This is a genomic window from Alteromonas sp. I10 (assembly GCF_003201515.1).
Lineage (GTDB): Bacteria > Pseudomonadota > Gammaproteobacteria > Enterobacterales > Alteromonadaceae > Alteromonas > Alteromonas macleodii.
Window position 1 is genome coordinate 442,456 of sequence record NZ_QJJN01000001.1, and the last position, 23,466, is coordinate 465,921.

Consider the following 23,466-nt stretch of genomic DNA (forward strand, 5'->3'; position numbering starts at 1 on the left):
GCTATGCCTGTTGTTTCATTCTGTGCTTCCAAGCACAATAAATAGAATGGGGATTGGTTGTGATATAGCGCCACAAAAACTTGCGAGGCTCGGTTAAAGCACGATGTAACCACTCAAACCCGATTCGCTGCATAAATTCAGGGGCTCGTTTATAGTCGCCGGTAATATAGTTGTAGCAACCGCCACAAGTAATAATAACTGCAACGTTAAGTTTATTCTTGTTTCTTACCACAAACTCCTGCTCTTTGGGTTTGCCTAAACCAACCCACAGTACGTCTACGTTTGCAGCGTTAATTGCTGCAATTACTTCTGCTTCGTTACTTTTGTCGAAATAGCCATGGTGGGTGCCAGCAATGTGAAAGTTTGAATAACGCTGTTGTAGAATACCTGCGCACTTTTCAACAATGCTTTGCTGGCCACCTAAAAGGTAATGTCTTATATTTTCTGATGAGAGTTGAGGAATATCGTGTATTGTATCTGTCGTCGCCGTGCGTTCTGGAATTGGTTTGTCAGTAAACCACTTTGAAAACGCTACAACACTTTGTCCATCGGCATGAATAATGTCGGCGCTTTCCAGTAACCGCATAAATACAGGATCGCTATTAGCAATTGAAATGCCTTGGCCATTTGAGTCAAATATTGTTAACGGTGATGGCTTTTCGTCGCCAAGTGTATCGCTTTTAATACGCTCTACGATTAAATCAACTAACTGTTTTCTGCTTAGGCAAGCCGTTTTTAGTCCGCCCACGTTCGTAAAAACAACTTCTTCCATTTTCATTGCTTTCGGCACCTGCTGTACTTATTTTCCGTTTTTGGGATGTTATTCGCTAAGAATGACAATTTTGTGATTTTATCAGATTACTCTGGTTTTATACATTTATCGTGCCATGCAAAAGACACTTGCTTTAACAAACAATGCCTTGCACGGGAGGTAGGTCTTATTATATTTCTTCCTCCAACAATAAATGTATAAGCCTAGTGATGCAATGATGTATCTTTTGGAAAAGGCTGTTAAATTATAAGTTAAGAAGTTTCCTGCTCTTTCAGTGTGTTTTTATTTATAATGGCTAGGCAAATTCATCTAATGGCTGGTAAGTGAATAAGTTTCGGCGAAGTATTAATGTTTGGGTACGGATTATAGTTGTCTCTGTGCTAGCCATAGTTTGCTCTAGAATTTTAGCAGACGGTGAGCTTGTGTTTTCCGAGTTGCTGTATCAGCGAATTGATGAGGTTTACGGCAGCAAAGCGAAAGAACGAGTTGCAAGCTGGCAAAGAGTATTAAACAGCGCAAAACAGCTGGATGAAGATGAAAAGCTTTATGAAATAAATCGCTTTTTTAACGAACTCCCCTTCGTTGACGATAGTCAGCATTGGAACAAATCTGATTACTGGGCAACACCGGTTGAATTTTTAGCTTCTAACGGTGGCGATTGTGAAGATTTCACCATTGCTAAATATTTTAGCTTAAGGGCACTAGGAGTACCCGAAGAAAAAATGCGGTTTATGTATGTAAATGCGCTTAGGTTAAATCAAGCGCACATGGTTTTGGCTTACTTTCCTAAACCCAATGCTGTGCCTATTGTATTAGACAACATTAACCCGCGTATATTACCAGCCTCCCAACGGCGCGATCTTGTACCCATTTACAGCTTCAACGGTGATGGTCTTTGGCTTGCTAAAGCTCAAGGACGAGGAAAACAAATAAAAAATAGCCCAAACCATAGTTTATGGGAAGACCTGACCACTCGAATGGAAACGGGCTTTTAAAATTTAGGATTGAGAATGTCTTTAAGTCGACAATTTGGTTTAGGTTTTTTATCAGTACTAGTATTGGTGTTTTTAGGTACAGTTTGGATAAATGTAAATAGCACGCGCTCGTATATAAGCGATCAATTGTCATCTCATGCTCAAGACACGGCGACATCTTTAGGTTTGTCTATCTCACCGTACGTTGGTATGGAGGGCGGGCTGCCGGTAGTTGATACCATGGTTAATGCTATTTTCGACCGTGGTTATTATGAGAGTATCGAACTCCAAGATTTAGATGGCAATTCATTGCTTAAAAAGGTTAATCCTCCGAAGCCTGAGGTGGTTCCCGAATGGTTTATGCAACTATTTCCTATTTCTCCACCAATAACTAAAACAGAGATTAATTCGGGCTGGGTAATGGCTGGCGAATTAACAGTTAAGAGCCATCCTGGTCTTGGCTATGCACAGTTATGGAGCAATGCGAAACGCACTTTTGTACTAACACTGGTGCTTTTCGTAATAGGAACTTTGTTGCTCGCCATTTTACTTAAACTTATCACAAACCCATTAAAGGTTGTGATAAGAGCTGCCGAACGTATAGCTAATCGCGACTTTAATCCTATTGAGTATGAGCCGAAAACGAAAGAACTAGGCTTACTGGTTAAGGCATTTAACAAAATGGCGGGTGTTCTTTCAAAGCAATACAATGAGTTGACGGCCCAGGCGCAAGCCTATTACAAGAAGGCCTATCTTGACCCGCTGACTCAATTAGGAAATAAACAAGCCTTAGATAATAAGTTGGCGCGCATTTTCACTAAAACAGAAGACGAGCCAGCAGCGGGCTTTTTAGTTCTTGTTAGGCTCTCAAGTTTAGCGCATGTTAACGAGTTGGAAGGGGCAGCTATTGCTGACGAGTACATTAAAAATGTGAGCAAAATTTTGCTCACTGCTACGCAGCGGAAAGGTGAGTTGTTTAGATCTCGTGGTGCCGACTTCGCAATTTTGTTGGAAGATATGAGTGATGAAGATTGTCTGAGTGTACTCGAAGGCTTATCGGAGCAATTTAAGGCAAATAACTCAGACATGTTTAAAAACGGATATGCCCACATGGGAGTAGCACATTTTGGCGCTGATACTCAAAAGGCCCTGTTGCTGGAACAAGCTGATTCTGCATTAACCTCTGCTTCTACTTTTCCCAATGGGTGGCAGTTAGCGAGTAATATTACAGTTCAACAAAGCCACCAAAGCTGGCGTGAGCAACTTAAACGTATCATTAACGAAGACGCGATTGATATTCTTCTTCAACCTGTAAAGAATTTTGACAATGATACTCTTGTGTCCGAATGTTTAGCCCGATTTATAAATAGTACTGGTGAGAATTACCTGCCAATGGCTCAGTTAATACCAGAATCTGAAAAGCTATTAGTATCAGGAGAGCTCGATAAGGCAATACTAAGAAAAATTGTTTCTCTGTTAAGTAAATCACCAGAGAGTAGCGAGTATAAGAGTATTTCTATAAATATATCAACGGCTTCACTTAGTAGTCTGGACAATGTAGATGAGCTTGTTGATATCTTGAAACAGGTAAGAGGCAAATCTAAAAATGTGATAGTAGAGATTCACGAGCACTCACTTCACCGATGCTTTAAAAATTGTGTATTTTTTGCAAATAAACTGCGAGAGATAGATTGTAAAATAACGATAGAGCGCTTTGGTAGTTCGATATCAGCCTTTGCTCACATAAGACAGATTCGACCAGATTATATAAAATTAGATGGAAGTTTCACTCGTCATATCAATTCAGTGGAAGAAAATCAGTTCTTTGTCAGTAGCTTAGTGAGTATTGCTCATGGTCTCAATATTGAAGTGATAGCTGAGTTAGTGGAAGATAAAGATGAGGCGCGATGCTTGCATGGTTTATTCGTGGATTATGTTCAAGGGTACTATTTCGGAAAGCCTGAAGTGTGGTCTTGAAGCGAGGGGTTTAGGCACAGTTAGCCTTTAAGACACTATATTTTAACCTGTTAACAGCGTAAACTAATTGTATTAGTATTATGTCATAAATTTTGGAGTTGCCATGCGCAGAATTATTTGGGTTTGTTCTCTTGTTTGTTCTTCATTGATGTTCGCAAGCATGGCTCAATCTCAGGAAACCGGACAGCAAGATTTAAGAGCATCGGCAGTATTAATTGATGCCGCGAGCGCACCGGGATACAAAGTTATTCAAGAAATCGAAAAGTTAATGGACGGGGGCGTCGAGGGAAGCGAAGCCACAAAGACTTCATTAGCTGCACTTGCTGCAAGTGAAAGTGAGACGCTAACTACTTCGCAAAAAGAGATGCTTTCGACTTACACGGAAGCCAGTTATGCTTTTTTTAATGCTTTGATTGGCGGTTCTGAAATATTCGAAGCTACTTTCGCTTCAATCGAAGAACTACCAGCGAATGCTGGTGATGTTGTTACAGTTGCGGTTACCTTCTTTCCAGAGCAAGCCAGTGAAATTTTAGCTGCAGCTGTTTTAACAGGTGAGATTACGCAGGAAGATGCCATTGCATTAGCCTTGCTTGCCGGAGCTAACCCTGCAGACGTAAGTACTGAAACTGCGGCAGGCGGAGACATTACAGCCGTTCCTGCTCCACTAGGCGCTGGTGTTGGCGCTGGTGGCGCTGGTGGTGGTGATACTACGGCCTCTACTAACTAATAGTAAAACACCCCGCGCACGCGGGGTTTGTTTTTTATCGAGTTCATCTGGCATTATTACTCAATTTTATTAGTATTTCTCCTCTATACTCGCACTATTGGAACTTAACTTGAGTACACATCATCACTTCGTCGCAGCGGAGCGAATAATCTTCTATAGTTTCTTAGTTTTTCTGTTTTGGCTTCCATTGCCACTTGGGTCCAATCGCCCTTGGGCGTGGTCTTTAATGGAAATTTATAGTTTCTTTATGCTCGTTAGTTTGATTTGGATTCATAAAGAAACCGTTTTAGAGCGGTTAAAGCCTTTTAGAATACCAATAATACTGTTTAGTATTTTCGTAGTATGGGTATGGGTGCAGCAACTAGCACTTCCCGTATCAGTAATAGAATTAGTGTCACCCAATAGTTATGCACTATTTAAGTCTGCAGAAGTTGGTTATGGCATGACCATATCAGTGGACTCAACACAAACTAAAACCAGTTTACTGAAGTCTGCCAGTTACCTATGCGTTTTTATTAGCTGTTTGTTATTAATAACAACGCCCAGTAGAGCGAAACAAGTCATGCTGTGTTTTTTACTGGCTGGAGTTTGGCAGGCTACCTATGGCAGCTTTGAAGCATTGTCAGGTTTATCTAGAAGCTTGGTATTTGACTTGCCAGTGAAGAACATCGCTACTGGGACATTTGTCTATCGCAATCATTACGCAAATTTTTTAGTGCTTTGCTTGTCGATGAGTGTGGGTTATCTAGTTAGTACTTTGGAAACGCGAAGCCTGCCAACGAACAGAGCCAGGCTTCGCAGTATTTTGACTACACTTTTAAATGGTAAAGCATTAGTGAGGGTATGCCTTGCTATTATGGTTATAGCTTTGGTTATGTCTCGTTCTCGTATGGGAAATAGCTCTTTTTTCATTGCTATGACGATCACTGGTTTGCTTGGACTGTATTTGATTAAAAACAAGACCAGAGGCCTAACGTTTTTAATTATCAGTATGTTTGTTATCGATATTTTTATATTAAGCGCCTGGTTTGGTTTGGATAAAGTTCAAGAAAGGTTAGTGGCTACCAGTTTAGAGCAGGAAAGCCGTGACGAAGTAGTGAGAGATGCATTGCCATTACTCGGTGACTTTGCTGTAACGGGCTCAGGTATGGGCAGTTTTTACGGCATATTTCCCAGTTACCAAAGCGAGAATATTCGGCTTTTTTACGACCATGCCCACAACGACTATTTGCAATTTGCGATAGAGGCAGGGATACCTGCTTCTGCACTGTTATTTGCCCTTGTCACTATGTGCCTATATTTTGCAATACGAGCCATGCGGGTGCGCGCAGATTCGATAATGAGGGGCGTCGCTTTTGGGTGCACTATGGCTATTTTGAGCGCAGCAATTCATATGACCGTGGATTTTCCACTTCAGGCGCCAGCAAATGCGACTTACTTTACGACGATATTAGCACTGTCATTGCTTTGCACTAAGGTAAAAAAAGAAAGTCGAAGACGAAGGTCTAAACGTCACACTGCCGAGGGACATCTATGGCTTTAAAATTCAAAGGGCGAATAGAGGACGATCCAGTAATAAGGAACTTGCTAAATGCAATGCCCGATGACGTAAAAAAATCTTTTACAGAAAAGCAACTGACTTACTTAAAAACAGCAGTTGCTTCACGGCAATGGGGTAGTCACCCAGTAGATTTACGAGGAACGGTGAAAGGCTTAAAACACCGTTACTATTATGTATTCTTGGCGGGAAAGAACAAGCGAGAGCTTAGTAGAAGAGAAGAAAGAATGTCACAGTTGGTGCAGGCAGGAATTTTATCGTTATTTTTAACGCTGTCTGTGCTGATAGGGCTTTTGGTTTTATATGTACTTAAATCAGCGCTAGGCATCAACTTATTTGAAGGTTTCTCTCTGGGGTTGTGGGATTGGATCAACACTTAGCTAGTCTAAGCACATATCCATTGTTTTCTTTAGTAAGCCATCTACAGATTATGCGTCTCTGTTCATATTTCTCAATGAGAGATAGTGCTTTATCTCGTGATTGAGGTGAAAGTATTGCATTGTAGATTCGATGTTTTATCGTTTGCTTATATTGAGTGTATAAAGGGTGTCGTGCTTGATATGCAGCAAGCCCTAATTCTGTAAACAGCAAATGCACCTCTGGCTGGCTTTTTCCGAACTTATCAGCTTGTGATAAATAAAACTTAAAGTTTTCGTCGAACTCACCATTTCTCCACTTTAAAACAGCCATATTGGCCCACGTAACTGGCCAACTTGGTCGATTTTGTATAGATAGCTTGTAAAGCTGCATGGCCTTTTTAGTAACGTTAACGGGGTCTGATTCTAGCTTTTGGTACAATCCCCACTGGTAAATATCGGCCAATACGTCTAGGTACAGTGGGTTGTTATTAGAAAGCTCAACTGCTTTTTGTGCAGTTTCTTTTGCAAGAATATAGTCACCTTGACTATTGATCTTCTCACTTTCTCTCCACTGCGTTAACAGGTTGTTTGCTTTGTAGTAGTGCAACGCTGCACGCAATTGGTTGAATGACGCGTTAATGAATGAAAATAAGACTAGAGTTACCATAGCAATAACTAAGTATTTAGTTACTTTAGCTTTTTGGTTCATTGAAACCATTTGCTAGCGATTCTCCAAGGTGTGGTAACAAACAAGGTTTTAGATAGCTGCTCACCAAAGCTCTGCGATACCACGTTATAGGCTTTATCCATTTCCACTGGGCGGCGTTTTAAACTGTGAGCGTCAGATGCTATGATATCTACCAAGTTGTCCTCAAGCATTTTAAACCCCGTCTGCATTGCTGCATCTGAAAAGGTTCCTGTTAGTACACCTGCAGTTAATTGGAAAAGAACCCCTTTACCTTTTAGCCATAATGCTTTGTTGTAATCTGCAATGATGTCTCTGTTACGTTCAGGGTGAGCAATCATAGGTTGAACGTTGTTGCGTAGAAACCAACCGATAAGGCGATCAGTCCCGGCTGGGATATGGCTGTGCGGAAGTTCTAAAAGAACAACGTCTTTGCCGTTCCATTCGCCTATATAAGGAAGGGCTTTATTTGCAAACATTGGTAGAAGTTCTGGTGATATACGACATTCCGCAGCGTAGTGAGATTTAAGCGGAATGTTATGCTCAATAAGTGCGGCGGAGAAGTCTGCGTGCACCTTTGCGATGGTGCTCAAGTCGTTGTCGAAATAACCACTATGTATATGTGGTGTACACACAATATGGGTTACACCCTTGTCTACAGCATCTTCAGCTAGAGCGATTGAAGCCGCCATATCGGCGGCTCCATCATCAATACCTGGAAGTAAATGACAGTGTAAATCGATCAAGTTTTAGATTGCTCCTCAGCGGTATCGGATTGATAACCGTAACGGTCGTAAAATCCAACATAGTCATAAGATTTAGACGCTTTTTTCATATCGACTTGATTTAACACTACGCCATCCACTCTTTTTCCAGCTTGCATGAAACGGGTTAAACCGCTATTGATAAGTTTATCACTTGTGCTGTCTGCTTTAACAACATAAAGCAGTGTATCACAACAGTTAGATACTACCATGGCATCACTTACAGCCTGCGTTGGCGCGGTATCAATGATTATGTGATCGTAGGTTGCCCTAAACTCAGATATAAGATCCCTGAAGCGATGTGAAGCCAGAAGTTCTTGAGGGGTAGGGGGGATGGTACCAGAACAAATAATATCTATTCCAGAGTTAACGTCATTAACCAAACATTCGTCTAGCGTATGCGTACCCGAAATTAGGTTTGCTAGGCCTGGTTGAAAACCAGGGAATCCAAATTGCTTCGCAATTGTGGGACGGCGAAGGTCGGCCTCGATTAAAAGCACTTTACCTAACTGCCCCATAGCAAAAGCTAGATTTATAGAAACAGTAGTTTTACCTTCTTTTGGTTCGCTAGACGTCACCATGAACACTTTTTGAGAGCTATCCAAATGAAGCAGTTGTAAACTTGTTCTTAAAGTCCTTATTGCTTCACTAAAGGAGTGATGCTTGTTGTCGAAAAACTGTCGAAGAGGAAGATCTTCTTTACGCTTGTGCTTTTGCCACGGAATCAATCCTAGCATGCGTTGACCTAGTTTTTTCTCTACATCTTCTACAGAGCGAATACCGCGATTTAATGCTTCTAGCGTTAGTGCAAGAAAAACACCCATGCCAAGGCTAACTACAAACGCTGCAGCAATGATTAGGCCTTTTTTCGGTTTTGCTGGGATAGTAGGTGCAAGTGCTTCATCTAATATTCTAGCATTCGCAGTTTCAAAACCACCTACCTCGCTAGTTTCCTTTAAACGAGTGAAGAATGAGTTATATAGTTGCTGATTAATATCAACTTCACGTTGCAGTTTTCGGCGCTCTGATTCAAGAGTTGTTAATCTTCTATAATCTTGTTTCGACGAATTTACCGTTTGGCGGAGGCCTTCTACTCGCGACTGTAGCTGTTGGTATTCGCTGGTTATTCCTGAAATTAGAGCTTGAATTTGTTTATTTAAGCTCTTTTGAACAGAATTTAGCTCAGCTGTGGCAGAAATCATACGCTGGTGCTTTGGCCCGTAGACTTTACTCAACTCAGAAACTTTACTTTCAGCTTCAAGCTCAGCGCGTTTTACAGACTGGATAGAAGGGTGGTTCAATACTTCAGGTAGTTTTGCCAACTCTTCTACATCGCCTTGGTAACGTCTAACTTGTTCGTAGATGATAGCACTTTGCTTTAGTCTGCTTTCTGCTGCCACAAGTTCGCTATTAAGGTCTTGAAGCTCTTCACTGGCCAAGCCTACGACGCCATCTAAATCTACAACTTGATTTTCTTCGTAAAAGTTAGTCAAAGCACTTTCTGAAGCAATGAGCTTTTCGCGAAGTCCCAGTAAGCTATCGTTTAGCCACGTCGTAGCTTTCGATGTCATTGCAAACTTAGATTCAAGATAATTTTCTATATATGTCTCCGCAAAAGCGTTTGCTATCGTTGCTGCCAATTTCGGAGATTCACTTTCAAAAGTAATTTTCACTACTTGCGTGTTTTTCACTGGCGAAATAGTTAAAGCCATAACTACTTTGTCAGTAACTGCTTTGCGCTTTGCAAATAAAAGTTCTTCTTCTGTGCGATCAACTTTAGGTGTCTGAGGCAAAAAAGGTAGTGCTTCTTTGATAGTAGATTTTATATCTTTAATAAAAGATGAGATGCTGTTTGACTCTTCTTCGTTGTAAAGAGGGTGCTCGACGAGGTTTAACTTGCCGACTACCTTTTCAGCTATTTGTCGTGACTTAAGTATTTCGTACTGTGTTTCAAAATACTCTTTACGGTTCGAGTTTAAGCCGTAGATTTCTTCTATCGATACGACTTTTGCTTCTTCTGCTTCTATTAGTAAAGAAGACGAAGCACGGTAAACCGGGGTCATGGACATAACGATCATGGCTACCAATATCGTCACGACAAAAGCTAAGCTGATGATCCGCCATTGATAACGTCTAATCGTCTGCCAGTATTGGCCAAAATCAATAGTATCTTCCCCAAATAGAGAAGCTTCTAGTTGTTCAGTTCCTTTGGGTGCCATGGGTACTTCCGAAGTGGTAAATTAAAAGAAGCTTTGTTCAATAGTTACAATGTCGCCTGGTAATACGATACCAGACCGGTCTACTGAAATAGTGGTTGAGGATCCGTCTATATCTCGAACGATAAATATTTTAGTTTTTGACGCGCGTTCAGTGTAACCGCCTGCAAGTGCCGCTGCCTTATCTATGGTCAAGCCAGGCTGATAAGGGTAACCGCCAGGCTTTTTGACTTCGCCATTTATAAAAAACGGTCGATAATCCGTAATTGAGACCGAAACAGAGGGTTCTACCAAATAGTCGCCTTTAAGGCCATTGTATATATAGGACTCTAATTCAGGTAGGGTTAGGCCGACTAGCTTTATCTCACCAAGGTATGGATAGTTTATGATTCCCACATCCGATAAGCGAGTTTCTAACGAAAGATCGTCTTGACCATAAACGGTAATTTTCACTACATCACCGGAACCAAGTCGATATTGATCTAAACTATTTGATTGCGCTAACACAGAGGGAGCAAAAAAGCTTATAAACAGAGCGCACAATACTACAAATCGTTGCATCTTTTTGTGTCCGAATTAAAGAGTTACTTTGACGGTAAAGCTTACTAAATCTCTATCGTAGTCAATGATATCACGGTTACTGCTACGCGTGTCTTTCACGTAGTCAAGATTTAACTGCATCCAACGACGAAATTGATAGGAAAGGCCTGCGCCAATTCTAATTGTATCGTCACTTCTTGTAGTTACGCCTTCTTCACCCTCATAGCGGTCTTGATCAAAAGAGGTCGTTAAGCGGGTGGTAAGCCTTTCTAACCAATCATGAGACCAAGTAGCACGATAGGTTCTACTTTTAATGAAGTTGCCTTCACCGTTGGTTTCGTTGGTATTACTGAACGTTGTTAAATCTAGCTTAGTATACGAAACAGGTTGCCACACAACACCGACTTGCCAATCGACACCGTTAAAAGTATCTCTACCCGGAGCATCAAAGTCTTTAGCACGATAACCCAATTTAGCGTAGCCTGAAGTTTGAGCAGTAGACTCCCAATTCACACCTAGTAACAATAAATCTTCAGTACTATCTAGCGGGTTTTCTGGGTTTAAAGCAAAGTCATAATCCACATTTTTGTGAGTATAATCTAAAGTTACTTCCGTTAACGGGGCAACTTCGTATCTAAGCGTTCCTCCAAACGTGGTTGTATCTCTATCCCTAGCACGATATACATCGCTTTCGATATCATAATCTAGTGTTTGATAATCAAAAATAAAGTCTAGGCCGAATTGGGAAGTTAGTGCCCCATACGAATATATGGCCTCAAGCCCAGAACTTTTATATTGGTCAGGTTCGTCAAGTGCACTCCCGTTACCGATAGAAAAACGTGTTCCTCGGTCGTCGTGACCATCTTCCCAATTAGCTTCGGCCTGTAAACGATTTCTTGAATTGAATTCATGGTCAATTCTGGCATTCAAAAAATGGTCGGTGTAGTTGTCTATCTGACTCGAAAAATAATCCTTACTTTCTAATCTATACCCAATCTGTACCTGATTTGCACCATAATTGTTCAGTAAAATAGCTTCTGGTGAAATTGTGTGGAACCAACTGTTAATCTCATTTGAGCTAGAACGTGTTACGTTATCATCGTGTCCAAATTTATATTGGAGAGAGGGAACTAAGTCAAATGACCCCAACTCAACACTTGCGGCTTCTTGGGCTACAGCGTTGGTCGCTGCCAACATTGTAGGTAGCATAAGAGCTAGATACGTTTTACGCATTCAGTTTTCCTTACTGAGTTAATAATGCTGTAGTGTTCGGATAAAAGTTACTCTTTAGCTTAAACCGAAAAACAAGTCGTAAATTCAGTGATATAAACTTCATCACTGTAATAGCACTACAGTGCAAAAGAGGCATGCGTTCTATGTATGCCATTAGTATGCCAGAATAGTAGGTAAATATGATGTCATTATGACAACTCACAAGTCAAAAGAAATTATCGGTAACTGCGATACATGTCGTTATATGCCTCTTTTGAACTGTTTAAAGAAGTTACTATTGTATACAATTGACTAATGAAAGTAGGTTACTTCCAGTAATTTTTACCTTTTACTTTCTTCTTGTTAAAAAATACCGCAAGATTTGAAAAATTTTGAGTTTGGCCTAGGATTGACATTCAAAGGACATTCGAATTTTTTATACTGCGTGGTTAACGGTGTATAAAATCCGAGAAGTATATGGAAAATAACAAATCTTCTGAAAAGCATTCATCAAGTGATTCTAACAAAATGGTGAAAGGGGGACTTTTAGTCCGAAACCAAAGCGGCTTTTCAACGCTTTATAGAATGGTCGACCTCTCCATTATCTCCATTCTCTATTATCTATCGTCATCTTTTTATAACGTACCGTTTGGAAACTTAAGCGTTTTACTTCCTTTGGTATACGTAATTTTCTTTCAACTCTCAGCTGAAGCAATAGAGCTTTATCGCTCTTGGCGAGGTGAACGTACAATCGAAATGTTGAGAGCTGCTGCAATAACGTGGGCAATAAGTGCGGTGGTCACGTTAACCGTTGGCTTTTTCTTTACTGGGTATATAGATACTCCTTCACCTGCAATTTTACTATGGCTTGCTAGTTCTTTTCTAAGTTTACTCTCTTGGCGATATGTTATGAGAAAACTTTTGTTCAGACTTCGTAAGGTCGGAATGAATTCAAGGAATGCTATCGTTATCGGAGCAACCACACTGGGATACAATGTCGTCCAACAAATTATTGAAAATGATCAGCTTGGCATTCGATTCAGCGGATTGTTCGACGACCGCGCTGAATCGAGGTTAGCACAAGAGTTTCAAAGTCAAATCAATGGAAAAATTGAGAGCGCCATAGAATTAGCGAAGCGAAATGAAGTGGACTATATATACATAGCTTTGCCTATGAACGCAGAAAAGCGAATAAGGCATATTTTAGAGAAGTGCAGTGATACAACCGCAAGCGTTTATATAATTCCTAATTTCTTCATGTATAACCTATTAAATGCCCGTTGGCAGAGTATTGGCTCTGTTCAAGCGTTAAGTGTATATGACACGCCATTTCAAGGCGCAAGCAATGTTTTAAAGCGAATAGAAGATTTGGTTTTAGGCTTTCTAATTTTATCGCTACTTCTAGCTCCTATGTGCATTATTGCATGCATTGTGAAGCTAACATCTAAAGGCCCTATAATATTTAAGCAAAAGCGGTACGGGCTAGATGGTAAACAAATCACAATATACAAGTTCCGGTCAATGACAACACAAGACAATGGTGCGATAGTCAAGCAAGCTACAAAAAACGACCCAAGAATAACCAAGGTTGGTAGGATTTTGCGGCGTACTTCTTTAGATGAATTACCACAGTTTATCAATGTACTACAAGGTAGAATGTCTATCGTTGGCCCTAGACCTCATGCTGTTGCTCACAATGAAGAGTATAGAAAGCTCATAAAAGGCTATATGTTACGCCATAAAGTAAAGCCTGGGATCACAGGCTGGGCTCAAGTCAATGGTTTGAGAGGGGAAACTGAGACTGTTAGTAAGATGGCCCAGCGTGTTGAATACGACCTTGAATACATTCACAGATGGTCTGTTTGGTTGGATTTTAAGATCATTGTAATGACTGTTTTAAATGGATTTTTGAATAAAAATGCTTACTAATTAACGTGGTTGTTCTAAGTGCGTCACTGAAGCTACCTTTAGAGTCTACTTAAATGTCTTAACAGGCTTTTCTGAATTTAGCCTATATATTCATAGTCGATGATTCCCTCAGCGATAACGATAAGAAGAGCTTAGCAAAATACACAGTGGCTTTGATTTTAAGCCGCTATGCTGTTGTGTAGTTGGCAGGCTATATCGATGAGTTTGTTCAAGGCTCTTTCAGTATTGAAGGGCCATTGAACTTTTACTTCTCAAACATTTTTTCCGCTTATCCGTCTTCGCGCTAACTTCACAGATCCCTCTTGAGCCAAACGGACTACACTTCAGATGATGTAGCCAGTAAATACCTTTTCACTTAGCTGTTTGTTCTCCCTGTCGCTCGTCCTCCGACACCTGCAATATGCGCCTCTACAATCGTACGAAATATATTCATCTGCTTATTCTTTAGTCTATTTTGGCGCGATTTGAGTCTTATTCATCTAATAAATTAAGAAAATTTATAAAGAGTTTTTAAATTTTGTCGCTTTTACTCTCGTCATTTGTTCTAAATTTTTATAATATCCCGACCAAAAATAACAACTATTATTATTTGCAATTGCAAAATTCGGCAGAAAGCCGGGTCGTGATAATAGGGTTTTACAGATTTTTAAAAGTAAACACACAACACTTACAGAACACTTGGAGAGCAATTTTGAAATTCAAACTTACGAGTATTGCTGCTGCGATAATTCTAAGCCCAGCAACTTTTGCTGCTGATATGGAAGATATTGAGAGACTAACGGTGAAAGGGAAGTACCTTTCGGTTAACCAGTCCAACTCAATTAAAAGCCCTACACCAATTATCGACGTTCCACAGAGCTTGTCGATTATTACGGCTGAAGAAATAACGGCTCGCGGTATTACTAGCATTGGACAAATTATTGACTACGCACCAGGTGTTAATACATCGCAAGGTGAAGGTCACCGCGACTCGGTAGTATTCCGTGGTGTGCGCTCTACTGCAGATTTCTACTTAAATGGTAACCGTGATGACGTTCAATACTACCGTGCACTTTACAATGTTGAGCAGGTAGAGATTCTTCGTGGTCCAAATGCGTTGCTATTCGGTCGCGGTGGTACGGGCGGTATCTTAAATCGTGTATCTAAGAAAGCGAAAACGAGCGATAAGTTTGTAAACTACAACGTATCTGCTAATACGTTTGGTGCATATAACTTACAGTTAGACACCAATGTTGACACGGGCGATAAGTCGGCCCTGCGCATTAACGCCATGTACGAAAGCCTAGACAACCATCGCGACTTCTTCTACGGAGACCGTTACGGCTTCAACCCAACGGCACGCTTTGAGCTAAGCGATGACACAATTGTTGATGTGTCATATGAATATATCGACCACGAGCGCTTTATTGATCGCGGTGTGCCAACTGCCAACGGTGAACCAGTAGAAGCGTTTGAAGAAATCGTGTTTGGCGATCCAGATAACAACTACCAAACATTGGGCGCTGACGTGTTCCGTGCAAACGTTGAGCACACTTTCTCAGATAACCTGAAAGGTAACTTCAACGCTTTTTACGGTGACTATGACAAAGTTTACTCGAACTTTTATGCGGCAGGTTATAACGCTGAGACTGAGGAAGTAACGCTAGACGGATACGTTGATACTACGCAGCGTGAAAACATGATCTTGTCTTCTAACCTAGTTGGCGAATTTGAAACGGGAAGCATTGGGCACACGGTTATCTTCGGTGGTGAGGTTATTAATACCAAGTCAAACCAAGATCGTTACAACCCTGTGTTTGATACCACTGACGGTGATAGAGAAACGTTTAATATTTCACGTCCGTTAAGCTTCCGTGGTTTAACTGGTACAAATGCTGAAGGCGTAACAGTTACAGCAGACTTCTCTGACTTGAACGACGATACGCATGTAGACTTGGATGTATACTCTTTCTATGTTCAAGATGAAATTGCACTATCAGACAACTTCGACCTTGTACTAGGTGCACGTTTTGACAGCTTCGATATTGAAGTATTCAACGCGGACCCTGAAGTTTTAGAGACACGCAGCAGAAAAGACGAAGAAGTGTCACCGCGTGCAGGCCTAGTGTATAAGCCACAGAAAAATATCTCTATATACGCTAGCTACAGTGAGTCATTCTTGCCACGCAGCGGCGAGCAATATGCGAATATTAATGGCGACGCAAACGCGCTAGATCCAGACACGTTCACGAACCAAGAAATTGGTGTTAAGTGGGACTTCAACGACAGCATGAGCTTTACAGCAGCTATCTTTGAGAACGAGCAGACGTCTTTGGATAACGACCCGAATGACCCTGAAAGCTTTGTTGAAGTTGATTCAGATGTATCTGGTTTTGAGCTACAGCTGCAAGGTTATATCACAGACAAGTGGTATATTACTGCAAACTACAGCAACCTTGATGGCGAAAACGCAAGTGGCGTAGAGCTTCGTGAGCTGCCTGAAAATACGATGTCTGTGTGGACAACCTACGAAGTGAATGAAGTATTTGGCTTCGGCATTGGTGCTACATATCAGGACGAAAGTAAGGTATCGACAAGTGCTTCATCGCCTGTGCTACCTAGCTATACGCGTGTTGATGCGTCTGCTTACTACACGCTTAGCGACAAAATGCGCCTTCAGTTAAACGTTGAAAACTTGACTGATACGCTTTACTTCCCGAATGCGCACTCTACGCATCAGGTAACAGTAGGTGCGCCAATTAATGCGCGTCTATCACTGATTGGTTCTTTCTAAATTAACCGTCATTTTTAAAATATTGTTTAAAAGCCGTTCGCGAAAGCGAATGGCTTTTTTTATCTCTGCTCTTTGTATTTAGAGGCTTTGTGCTCTATTCGCCTTGCTTTGCAAAGTCGATAAGTGTCTGTCCATCCATACGATAGCCTAACCATTCACTCTTTGGTTTAGCGCCAAGTGACTCGTAAAAATCGATAGCTGGCTTGTTCCAGTCTAAAACGCTCCATTCAAAACGCCCGCAGTCGTTTTCTACCGCTGTTTTAGCTAAGTGTTGCAATAACGCTTTCCCTGCACCCTGGCCACGTGATTTTGGTGAAACATACAAATCTTCAAGGTAGAGACCATTGCGTCCTTGCCACGTTGAGTAATTAAAGAAATACACAGCGAAACCAATAGGTGCGTCATCGCTTTCACACATTACACAATGCGCGGTTGCGCCTTCTCCGAATAATGTTTTTAAAAGCGCTTCTTCATCTGCTTCTACTTCATGCTCTGCTTTTTCATAAATAGCAAGTTCCAGAATGAACTGGCGAATTTGTGAAATATCCTCAGGCGTGGCTGGTCTTATTGAAATGGTGTTGCTCATGGTGACTCCCATCATAAATAATCAAAAAAAATGAGCCAATAAAGGCTCATTTTAAAACAGCTAGGTGTTTGTAGCTTTTCTCAGCGATAAAAGCTAGTCCATCGATGCACTTGGCTGAGGTACATGTGTGTGCGAAGTACTATTGCCGTCGTCACCCTTAGTAGGCTTTTGGCGTACAATCTTGCGCTTAATAAACGTAAACGGACCACGTAAATCAAGCAGTATTAAGTACAAGCACGGCACCAATATAAGCGTTACAAGCGTAGCGTAAAGTACAGCAAAACCGAGTGCCGCAGCCATTGGCACAACAAACGCTGCCTGTAGGCTTGTTTCAAACATAATGGGCAGTACGCCAACAAACGTAGTGATTGAGGTTAACGTAATCGCTCGGAAGCGCGCAGTACCAGCTTCGGTCACTGCTTCTTTAATGCTGTAGCCTTGTGCACGGCGCTGGTTCACAAAGTCAGTCATAACTAGTGAGTCATTGATAACAACCCCTGCCGCAGCGATTAGGCCAAAGTTAGACATCATAGATAAGTCTAAGCCCAGCACAAAGTGGCCGAAGACTGCGCCTGTAAAGCTAAACGGGATAACCGACATGATAATAAGTGGTTGCCCATAACTTTTAAGTGGTACAGCAAGAAGGATATACACCATGATCATAGCAGCTAAGAAAAACAGTATCTGCTCATTCTGTTGCGCTTGCTGCTCCTCAATGTCACCACCAAGTTCAGTCATAACCGACGGGAACGACTCTTTCAGTTGAGGAAGTAGTTTCTCTCTAATTTCAGTGACCACTTCGTTTGGCTCAATCTTTTCTTCATCGATATTGCCCCAAATGTAAACGCTACGGTATCCACCTTCACGGCGAATGTAGCTTATACCTGGTTTCTCCTCTAAGGCCACAACGTCACCCAGCATAACTTCCTGACCATTAGGCGTGGTGATCAAAGAGTACTTCAAGTCGGCGAAGCGTTCGCGGGTAAGTTCTGGGTAGCGCACCATTACTTTCACTTCTTCACCGTTTCGAATAACACGTTGTGCCTCGCCGCCGTAGAAGCCTGCACCTACTTGAGAAGCGATATTAGATAGAGTAAGACCCAAGTCGTACGCAACTGGAAGCAATGTCATTTGTACTTCTTTGCTTGGAGGGTCGATAGTTGAGCTAACGTCAAACAAGCCCTCTTGCTGCTGCAGCATTTCAATAAACTTAAGACCTGCTGCGTTTAGAGTGTCGATATCAGGGCCAAAGAGTAAATAACCAAATTCGCCGTCATCACCATCACCGTTTACGTCATCAACTACGGTAAATGATTTCATGCCGGTAATTTCAGGAATGGCTTCGCGCCAGCGACGAGCAAGCTCAAACGTGTCGATAGGGCGGTCTTCTTCATTAACTAACGGCGTTAAAATACGGCCTTCAGTTCTGTCATCGTTAAACGCCAGGCGGTCTCTTATCATGCCTTGACCAAACTCATCGATGATTTGTTCTTCAACGTCTAAGATTGTTTGCTCAACAATTTTTAACGCGTTAATGGTTGCTAAATCTGAGACGTTTTCATTCATCTCTATTTTAACGCTTGGGAAGTCATGAGGTACTTTCGGATTGGGGACCATTCTTACGTAATTAGCACCAATAAGCCCCATACTTAGCATTAGCATTGCGACGAACATCATGAGTACAGCCCAGCGCCATTCAATCGCTTTCGCTAGAGAACGCTTGTAAGGGCCGTTAACAAAAGCAAAGAATCGCTTGTTAAAACGCGACCGCCAGCTATTTTGTTTAACTGGGGAAAATTTAGTGTGGGCTAAGTGGGCCGGCAGAATGAGCTTAGATTCAACTAGACTGAATGCTAAACACAAGATTACGACAACAGCGATATTATAGAAGAACGCGCCTTCAGGCCCGCTGCTTAGCGTAAACGGGGCAAACACGGCGATAGTGGTTAAAACACCGAATGTGGCGGGCGTAGCTACGCGCTTGGCACCGCGGATTACATTGTCAACACCGCCACCTTTGCTTTCAATTTCGGTGTAAGCACTCTCGCCAATAACGATCGCATCATCAACCACAATACCCAGTACCATGATAAATGCGAACAGCGAAAGGATGTTTATGCTTACACCAAACAAAGGCATTAGCATCATGGCACCAAGGAAACATACCGGTAAACCAACCATAACCCACACGGCAAGCCTAAAGCGCAAGAACAGGGTTAACATTAGCGCCACTAGAATTGAGCCTTGAACCAGGTTCGACAACATCATGTCTAAACGAGCGTTAAGGTAATAGGTCATATCAACCAGAATTTCTAGACTTACTCCTTGAGGAAGGCTTTCGTTTTTCTGATCAATATAGGCTTTTACGGTTTCGGCTACAGGAATGGTGTTTTGGGTTTTAGTGGCTTTAACGGCAATGTAGATAGCGTTCATGCCGTTGTATTTAAAGTAGCGTTCACCTTCAACAAATCCATCGTTGATATAAGCGACATCGCCCAAGGTTACCTTAGCGCCGCCTGTGCCAATTTTAATAGGGATTTGCTTAAACTCATCGCCGCTGTAGTACTGGTTTTCAACACGTACCGATACGATACCTGAGTTAGTTCTAAGCTGACCTGCGGAAATGTTGGCAGAGTAACTATTAATTGCCTGTGTGACATCGGCAATAGTTAAACCGTACTTCCTAAGCGTATCAGGTTTAATTTCAATGGCAATTTCATCGTCCGGCGTATTGGCTTCAACCAAAGAGATAGAGCCAAGTTGTAGAAGCTCATCTTCCACCTCTTTTGCCAGTACTTTGAGTTCTGATAAAGGCAAGTCACCGACAATAGGCATTTCGATAACTTGCTGCTGGAACTCTACTTGGGAAACATTAACCGGCTCCATGCCTGCAGGGAAGGTGGCAATACTGTCAACGCGAAGCTTCACCTTATCAAGTACATCTGTTAATTCAGCTTTGGTATCAATTTCCAGTGTAACTGCACCGCCACCGCGAAATGCACGTGAAACCGTACGCTTAATCTCAGTAATGTCTTTTACCGCTTCCTCAACTTTAATGAAAATACTCTCTTCAATCTCTTGAGGTGAAGCACCAGGGTAGTTGGCTTCAACGGTAATGTAGTTTATTTCGATGTTTGGAAACATCTGACGCTGAATAGTGAAATAGCTAGCTATCCCCATGATGATGATAAAAATCATCAGTAGGTTGGCGGCCACGGAGTTTCTGGCGAACCAAGAAATAATGCCGGTTTGCGTATCGTTGTGGTTTTCCATGACAGCTCCTTAGTTCGCTTTTGCTGTCACAATTTCGGTCGTTGTCTCAATGACCTTAACAGGCATACCGTTTTGAGGATATTCAGGCAAACTTATCACGACTTTTTTGGCATTGAAATCGCCTTGAATAAGGAAGTCGCCATTTTCTTCGCGAACAACTTTAACCTTTTGGGATTTTAATCTGTCTTCGTCATCCAACGTCCATAACAATCGATTGGTTACTAACTCTTGAGGTACGCGGTATACGTCGCTAAGGGTTTTTCCTTCAAATGCGATTGTGCTATATGAACCAAACTTCACGATAGGCTTCGACGAATTTATGGCGTAAGGATCTTCAATACGGGCAACGAAATAGCTCATACGCGTGGTGTTATCTACCACACCCGTATCACGGTGAATGGTACCTTTTACAGTAGCGCCCTGCACATCATCTACTTCGATGGCGATTTCACTACCAATGGTGTTGTCTGCTAGAAAAACACGGTCAAAGCCTGCTACAGGGAAGGTTACTTCAGCGTATTCGATGTTGTTAATGACAGCGACTGGCGTGCCTTGAGTTACATAGTCACCAGTGCTGATATCTCTCGATACTATAAGTGCATCGTAAGGTGCTTTTACCTTACAGTTGTCTAAGTCACGCTTGGCGATTTTAAGCTGCGCCTCTGCTGATTTTACGCCAGCTTGCGCACTCATCACTTGAGGTTTGCGAAGGTAAAGGTCAGTAACCCGTGCGTTAGGCATCGTTTTCGCTTCTTTGGCAGCGACATCAGCTTGGGCTTGTTCTTGGATAAGCTGTGCTTGCGCGCTAGCGAGGTTAGCTTCAGCCAGCAACAATGCCGCTTCATATGCGTCAGCTTCTATTTCAAATAAGGTTTCGCCACGTCGAACCAGACCGCCGCTCACAAACTTAGGGTTCCAGCGCTCAACTTCTCCCGATACCTGAGCTGCAAGGTTTGTGGTTTCAAGGGGCGTTATTTCGCCATACGAGGTAAGTTGAACGCGCACGTCTTCTGGCGATAAAGCTTCAATAGTCACCGTTGGGCGGGTATCAACTTCTTCTGTAATAGTATTATCAGAGGCAGAGGCTTCGATTCCTTTCATACCTAAGTAGCCTACTAATAAAACACCAATAGGCAGTGCAACTTTCATCCATTTCATGACTAAATCTACTTTTATAGCGAATACTTTACATAGTGTAGCGCTAAAGTGTTTCAGGAATACAGCGCAAATGTAACTAAACATGAGTCAATTTTTTGTAAAGTCAGTTATCCGTGCTGATTTAAACAGGGAAATTGGTTTAGTTTTCTGAAAAAGAGGGGGAGCTCAACGACGAAAATTCACACACGCAATCTCGACCATTATCTTTGGCATAGTAAAGTGCTTGGTCTGCTCGACGAACGGCGCAGGAAATATCTATGTCGGGATTCACTTCGCTCACCCCGAAACTACTCGTTACATGGATCTCGCTACCGTTAATATTAAGCGGTGCGTTGTTCAAAATATCTCGAATATTTTCCAAAGCATTTACAGCACCCGCTTCATCAGTGTCGGTAAAGATGAACATGAATTCTTCGCCACCCCACCGTGCGAGAATATCTTGTCCTCGCAGACGAGAACTAAACACTTTTGAAATCTGACGAAGGACCTCGTCACCTTGTTCATGGCCTAAGGTGTCATTAATACTTTTAAAGCGGTCAATATCTGCAATGGCGACCGAAAATTTACGTTTGCTTCTCAGCATTCTTGCGTACTCGCGCTCTAGACACTGCTGCGCGCCTCGCCGGTTTAACAACTGAGTTAAGTGGTCATGCTTGGCCTGGCGCTCAAACTGCTCACTTAAATAGAGTGCGGTGTCGTAACTCTTTTGTCTACTGTACTCATAAAACGCCGACAGAAATGAAACGGTTAAAAAAGAATACAGTAAACGAGTTTTAAACGCGTAGGTGTAGTTTGCTACAAATGAAGCGTCATTGAAGCCGAACAGCACGATGGCGCTAACTAGCGTATAGGCAATAAGTGCGATGAGGCCTCTGACAAAGCCTGCAAAAAACATAGTGACTGGCGGCACCAAGTAAATCCAAAGGGGACCGGTATTGTCTTTACCACCGGTAATCAGCAGCAGGAGAGTCAGTACCATTAAACAGATAATGAGAAGTGTTATAGACCATGTACGAGCTTTGGCTGACGCAAACCGAACTTGTAAGCGCTGTGAAATAGCAAATACTACACTGGCAGTATAGAGCGTAGTTGAAAGGGAATATTCACCGTCAATAAAAGCCCTGGAGCCAAGCAAGAACGTGATAGACATACCCACTGCCGCAAAAAGGTTCACCACCATAATGCGTCTGTTGGTTTCATCTTTGTAGTGACGGCTTACGCCACTAAATACGTATTGCTTGAGAGAGCCGAACATGATTAAGCAGATTTTGTCACAGTTTTTCTAATATCTTCTGCGAGTTGTTGGATAGTATTTCTCATTGCTTTGATACTTGGAGAAAATCCATCATCTTCCAGGGGCGTTTTGAATAAAAATGGGTAGCTTTGCGTTTGGCCTTTCACGTGAGTAATCACATATTGTCCAGATAGAATAACTTCTCCTTCATAGGTGCTGACAAAATCATTGAGGTGCAACGCCATATGAATGGCTTCTTCACTTGCGTAGTGATCTGGGCGAAGCAATGACACTTGCTTTGATGCTAACGCGCTGGTTAGGGCCTTAGTAAGCCCTTCGTCTACAGGTTCGGCCCATAAGTGACTGGTTGAGATATGCAAGTTGGTGTCACTGGTTTGGTACACAAGCCCACGGTGTTTGAGATATTCCGGTAGGGTTATCTTATCTATTACAACAGCCGTTGATGCTTTGCTTACGGTATATGCACTGTCACCCGTGGTGTGAAGTAAGTAGTATGTCAGCGAACGAGGCGCGCTACTACACGCCGATAATACGCAGGCGAAAAGCGCAAATACACCGATAAACAGTGCTTTACCTGTAGGTTGAAATGGGAAAACCTTAAACTGCTGTATCATTCTATTTATTCCTTCCATCCTTGTTCTTGGATGTTTCGCTATGGCAATACTGTCAATCGGCATTCACTGTAGCGTATTACTTTCTTAATATCGG

Annotated in this window: 18 protein-coding genes; 7 read left to right on the top strand and 11 right to left on the bottom strand. The window is 42.1% G+C overall.

Going from position 1 to position 23,466, the window contains the following annotated elements; genetic code table 11:
• Position 1: 1 nt before the first annotated feature.
• The gene (locus BZA03_RS01845; RefSeq protein WP_110287810.1) at positions 2–778 is read right to left on the bottom strand and encodes a WecB/TagA/CpsF family glycosyltransferase; all 777 of its coding nucleotides are present in this window, start codon (positions 776–778) and stop codon (positions 2–4) included.
• Positions 779–1,194: 416 nt separating this feature from the next.
• On the opposite strand from BZA03_RS01845, the gene BZA03_RS01850 reads away from it, so the two are divergent.
• From BZA03_RS01850 to BZA03_RS01870, 5 genes are all read left to right on the top strand, one after another.
• Positions 1,195–1,767 (top strand): transglutaminase-like cysteine peptidase, encoded by a 573-nt coding sequence (locus tag BZA03_RS01850; protein ID WP_240692150.1) that lies wholly within the window; start codon positions 1,195–1,197, stop codon positions 1,765–1,767.
• A 15-nt stretch (positions 1,768–1,782) separates the two neighbouring features.
• Entirely contained in the window at positions 1,783–3,723 is a 1,941-nt protein-coding gene (locus BZA03_RS01855; protein ID WP_110287811.1) for an EAL domain-containing protein, read from the top strand.
• Positions 3,724–3,826: 103 nt separating this feature from the next.
• Positions 3,827–4,450, top strand: coding sequence for a hypothetical protein (locus BZA03_RS01860; protein ID WP_110287812.1), 624 nt, complete (start codon positions 3,827–3,829; stop codon positions 4,448–4,450).
• A gap of 226 nt (positions 4,451–4,676) precedes the next feature.
• Positions 4,677–5,993, top strand: coding sequence for an O-antigen ligase (locus tag BZA03_RS01865; protein ID WP_110287813.1), 1,317 nt, complete (start codon positions 4,677–4,679; stop codon positions 5,991–5,993).
• The gene (locus BZA03_RS01870) at positions 5,984–6,388 is read left to right on the top strand and encodes a 3-phosphoshikimate 1-carboxyvinyltransferase (protein ID WP_110287814.1); all 405 of its coding nucleotides are present in this window, start codon (positions 5,984–5,986) and stop codon (positions 6,386–6,388) included. The genes BZA03_RS01865 and BZA03_RS01870 overlap by 10 nt, the downstream gene beginning before the upstream one ends.
• Here the strand turns inward: BZA03_RS01870 and BZA03_RS01875 are convergent.
• From BZA03_RS01875 to BZA03_RS01895, 5 genes are read right to left on the bottom strand one after another with little or no spacing between them, the layout of a single operon-like run.
• Positions 6,378–7,085: a VpsP family polysaccharide biosynthesis protein gene (locus BZA03_RS01875; RefSeq protein WP_110287815.1), complete on the bottom strand. Its 708-nt coding sequence runs from the start codon at positions 7,083–7,085 to the stop codon at positions 6,378–6,380. The genes BZA03_RS01870 and BZA03_RS01875 overlap by 11 nt on opposite strands.
• Positions 7,073–7,798: a tyrosine-protein phosphatase gene (locus tag BZA03_RS01880; protein ID WP_110287816.1), complete on the bottom strand. Its 726-nt coding sequence runs from the start codon at positions 7,796–7,798 to the stop codon at positions 7,073–7,075. The genes BZA03_RS01875 and BZA03_RS01880 overlap by 13 nt, the downstream gene beginning before the upstream one ends.
• Positions 7,795–10,035: a polysaccharide biosynthesis tyrosine autokinase gene (locus BZA03_RS01885; protein ID WP_110287817.1), complete on the bottom strand. Its 2,241-nt coding sequence runs from the start codon at positions 10,033–10,035 to the stop codon at positions 7,795–7,797. Before BZA03_RS01885 ends, BZA03_RS01880 begins: the two co-directional genes overlap by 4 nt.
• Before the next feature lie 21 nt (positions 10,036–10,056).
• Positions 10,057–10,593 (bottom strand): polysaccharide biosynthesis/export family protein, encoded by a 537-nt coding sequence (locus BZA03_RS01890; RefSeq protein ID WP_110287818.1) that lies wholly within the window; start codon positions 10,591–10,593, stop codon positions 10,057–10,059.
• Positions 10,594–10,608: 15 nt separating this feature from the next.
• Positions 10,609–11,805 (bottom strand): outer membrane beta-barrel protein, encoded by a 1,197-nt coding sequence (locus BZA03_RS01895; RefSeq protein ID WP_110287819.1) that lies wholly within the window; start codon positions 11,803–11,805, stop codon positions 10,609–10,611.
• 456 nt (positions 11,806–12,261) lie between these two features.
• Here BZA03_RS01895 and BZA03_RS01900 point away from each other — a divergent pair, with 456 nt between their 5' ends.
• Together BZA03_RS01900 and BZA03_RS01910 are read left to right on the top strand one after the other, a co-directional pair.
• Positions 12,262–13,713, top strand: a complete 1,452-nt coding sequence (locus tag BZA03_RS01900; RefSeq protein ID WP_110287820.1) for an undecaprenyl-phosphate glucose phosphotransferase — start codon at positions 12,262–12,264, stop codon at positions 13,711–13,713.
• Positions 13,714–14,404: 691 nt separating this feature from the next.
• Positions 14,405–16,486, top strand: a complete 2,082-nt coding sequence (locus BZA03_RS01910) for a TonB-dependent siderophore receptor (protein ID WP_110287821.1) — start codon at positions 14,405–14,407, stop codon at positions 16,484–16,486.
• A 94-nt stretch (positions 16,487–16,580) separates the two neighbouring features.
• Here the strand turns inward: BZA03_RS01910 and BZA03_RS01915 are convergent, their stop codons facing one another.
• The 5 genes from BZA03_RS01915 to BZA03_RS01935 form a co-directional block, all read right to left on the bottom strand.
• Positions 16,581–17,072, bottom strand: coding sequence for a GNAT family N-acetyltransferase (locus BZA03_RS01915; protein ID WP_110287822.1), 492 nt, complete (start codon positions 17,070–17,072; stop codon positions 16,581–16,583).
• A gap of 93 nt (positions 17,073–17,165) precedes the next feature.
• A complete protein-coding gene (locus tag BZA03_RS01920; protein WP_110287823.1) occupies positions 17,166–20,345 on the bottom strand; it encodes an efflux RND transporter permease subunit in 3,180 nt (1,059 codons plus the stop codon).
• 9 nt (positions 20,346–20,354) lie between these two features.
• A complete protein-coding gene (locus BZA03_RS01925) occupies positions 20,355–21,503 on the bottom strand; it encodes an efflux RND transporter periplasmic adaptor subunit (protein ID WP_110287824.1) in 1,149 nt (382 codons plus the stop codon).
• A 139-nt stretch (positions 21,504–21,642) separates the two neighbouring features.
• The gene (locus BZA03_RS01930) at positions 21,643–22,758 is read right to left on the bottom strand and encodes a GGDEF domain-containing protein (protein ID WP_110287825.1); all 1,116 of its coding nucleotides are present in this window, start codon (positions 22,756–22,758) and stop codon (positions 21,643–21,645) included.
• 2 nt (positions 22,759–22,760) lie between these two features.
• The gene (locus BZA03_RS01935; protein WP_110287826.1) at positions 22,761–23,372 is read right to left on the bottom strand and encodes a membrane integrity-associated transporter subunit PqiC; all 612 of its coding nucleotides are present in this window, start codon (positions 23,370–23,372) and stop codon (positions 22,761–22,763) included.
• Positions 23,373–23,466: the final 94 nt, after the last annotated feature.

What these genes read in the sequence shown, in the direction of transcription:
- BZA03_RS01845 (WP_110287810.1), bottom strand. Translation starts at nt 778, where the DNA reads ATGAAAATGGAAGAAGTTGTTTTTACGAACGTGGGCGGACTAAAAACG.
- BZA03_RS01855 (WP_110287811.1), top strand. Translation starts at nt 1,783, where the DNA reads ATGTCTTTAAGTCGACAATTTGGTTTAGGTTTTTTATCAGTACTAGTA.
- BZA03_RS01860 (WP_110287812.1), top strand. Translation starts at nt 3,827, where the DNA reads ATGCGCAGAATTATTTGGGTTTGTTCTCTTGTTTGTTCTTCATTGATG.
- BZA03_RS01865 (WP_110287813.1), top strand. Translation starts at nt 4,677, where the DNA reads ATGGAAATTTATAGTTTCTTTATGCTCGTTAGTTTGATTTGGATTCAT.
- BZA03_RS01870 (WP_110287814.1), top strand. Translation starts at nt 5,984, where the DNA reads ATGGCTTTAAAATTCAAAGGGCGAATAGAGGACGATCCAGTAATAAGG.
- BZA03_RS01875 (WP_110287815.1), bottom strand. Translation starts at nt 7,085, where the DNA reads ATGGTTTCAATGAACCAAAAAGCTAAAGTAACTAAATACTTAGTTATT.
- BZA03_RS01885 (WP_110287817.1), bottom strand. Translation starts at nt 10,035, where the DNA reads ATGGCACCCAAAGGAACTGAACAACTAGAAGCTTCTCTATTTGGGGAA.
- BZA03_RS01890 (WP_110287818.1), bottom strand. Translation starts at nt 10,593, where the DNA reads ATGCAACGATTTGTAGTATTGTGCGCTCTGTTTATAAGCTTTTTTGCT.
- BZA03_RS01895 (WP_110287819.1), bottom strand. Translation starts at nt 11,805, where the DNA reads ATGCGTAAAACGTATCTAGCTCTTATGCTACCTACAATGTTGGCAGCG.
- BZA03_RS01900 (WP_110287820.1), top strand. Translation starts at nt 12,262, where the DNA reads ATGGAAAATAACAAATCTTCTGAAAAGCATTCATCAAGTGATTCTAAC.
- BZA03_RS01915 (WP_110287822.1), bottom strand. Translation starts at nt 17,072, where the DNA reads ATGAGCAACACCATTTCAATAAGACCAGCCACGCCTGAGGATATTTCA.
- BZA03_RS01920 (WP_110287823.1), bottom strand. Translation starts at nt 20,345, where the DNA reads ATGGAAAACCACAACGATACGCAAACCGGCATTATTTCTTGGTTCGCC.
- BZA03_RS01925 (WP_110287824.1), bottom strand. Translation starts at nt 21,503, where the DNA reads ATGAAATGGATGAAAGTTGCACTGCCTATTGGTGTTTTATTAGTAGGC.
- BZA03_RS01930 (WP_110287825.1), bottom strand. Translation starts at nt 22,758, where the DNA reads ATGTTCGGCTCTCTCAAGCAATACGTATTTAGTGGCGTAAGCCGTCAC.
- BZA03_RS01935 (WP_110287826.1), bottom strand. Translation starts at nt 23,372, where the DNA reads ATGATACAGCAGTTTAAGGTTTTCCCATTTCAACCTACAGGTAAAGCA.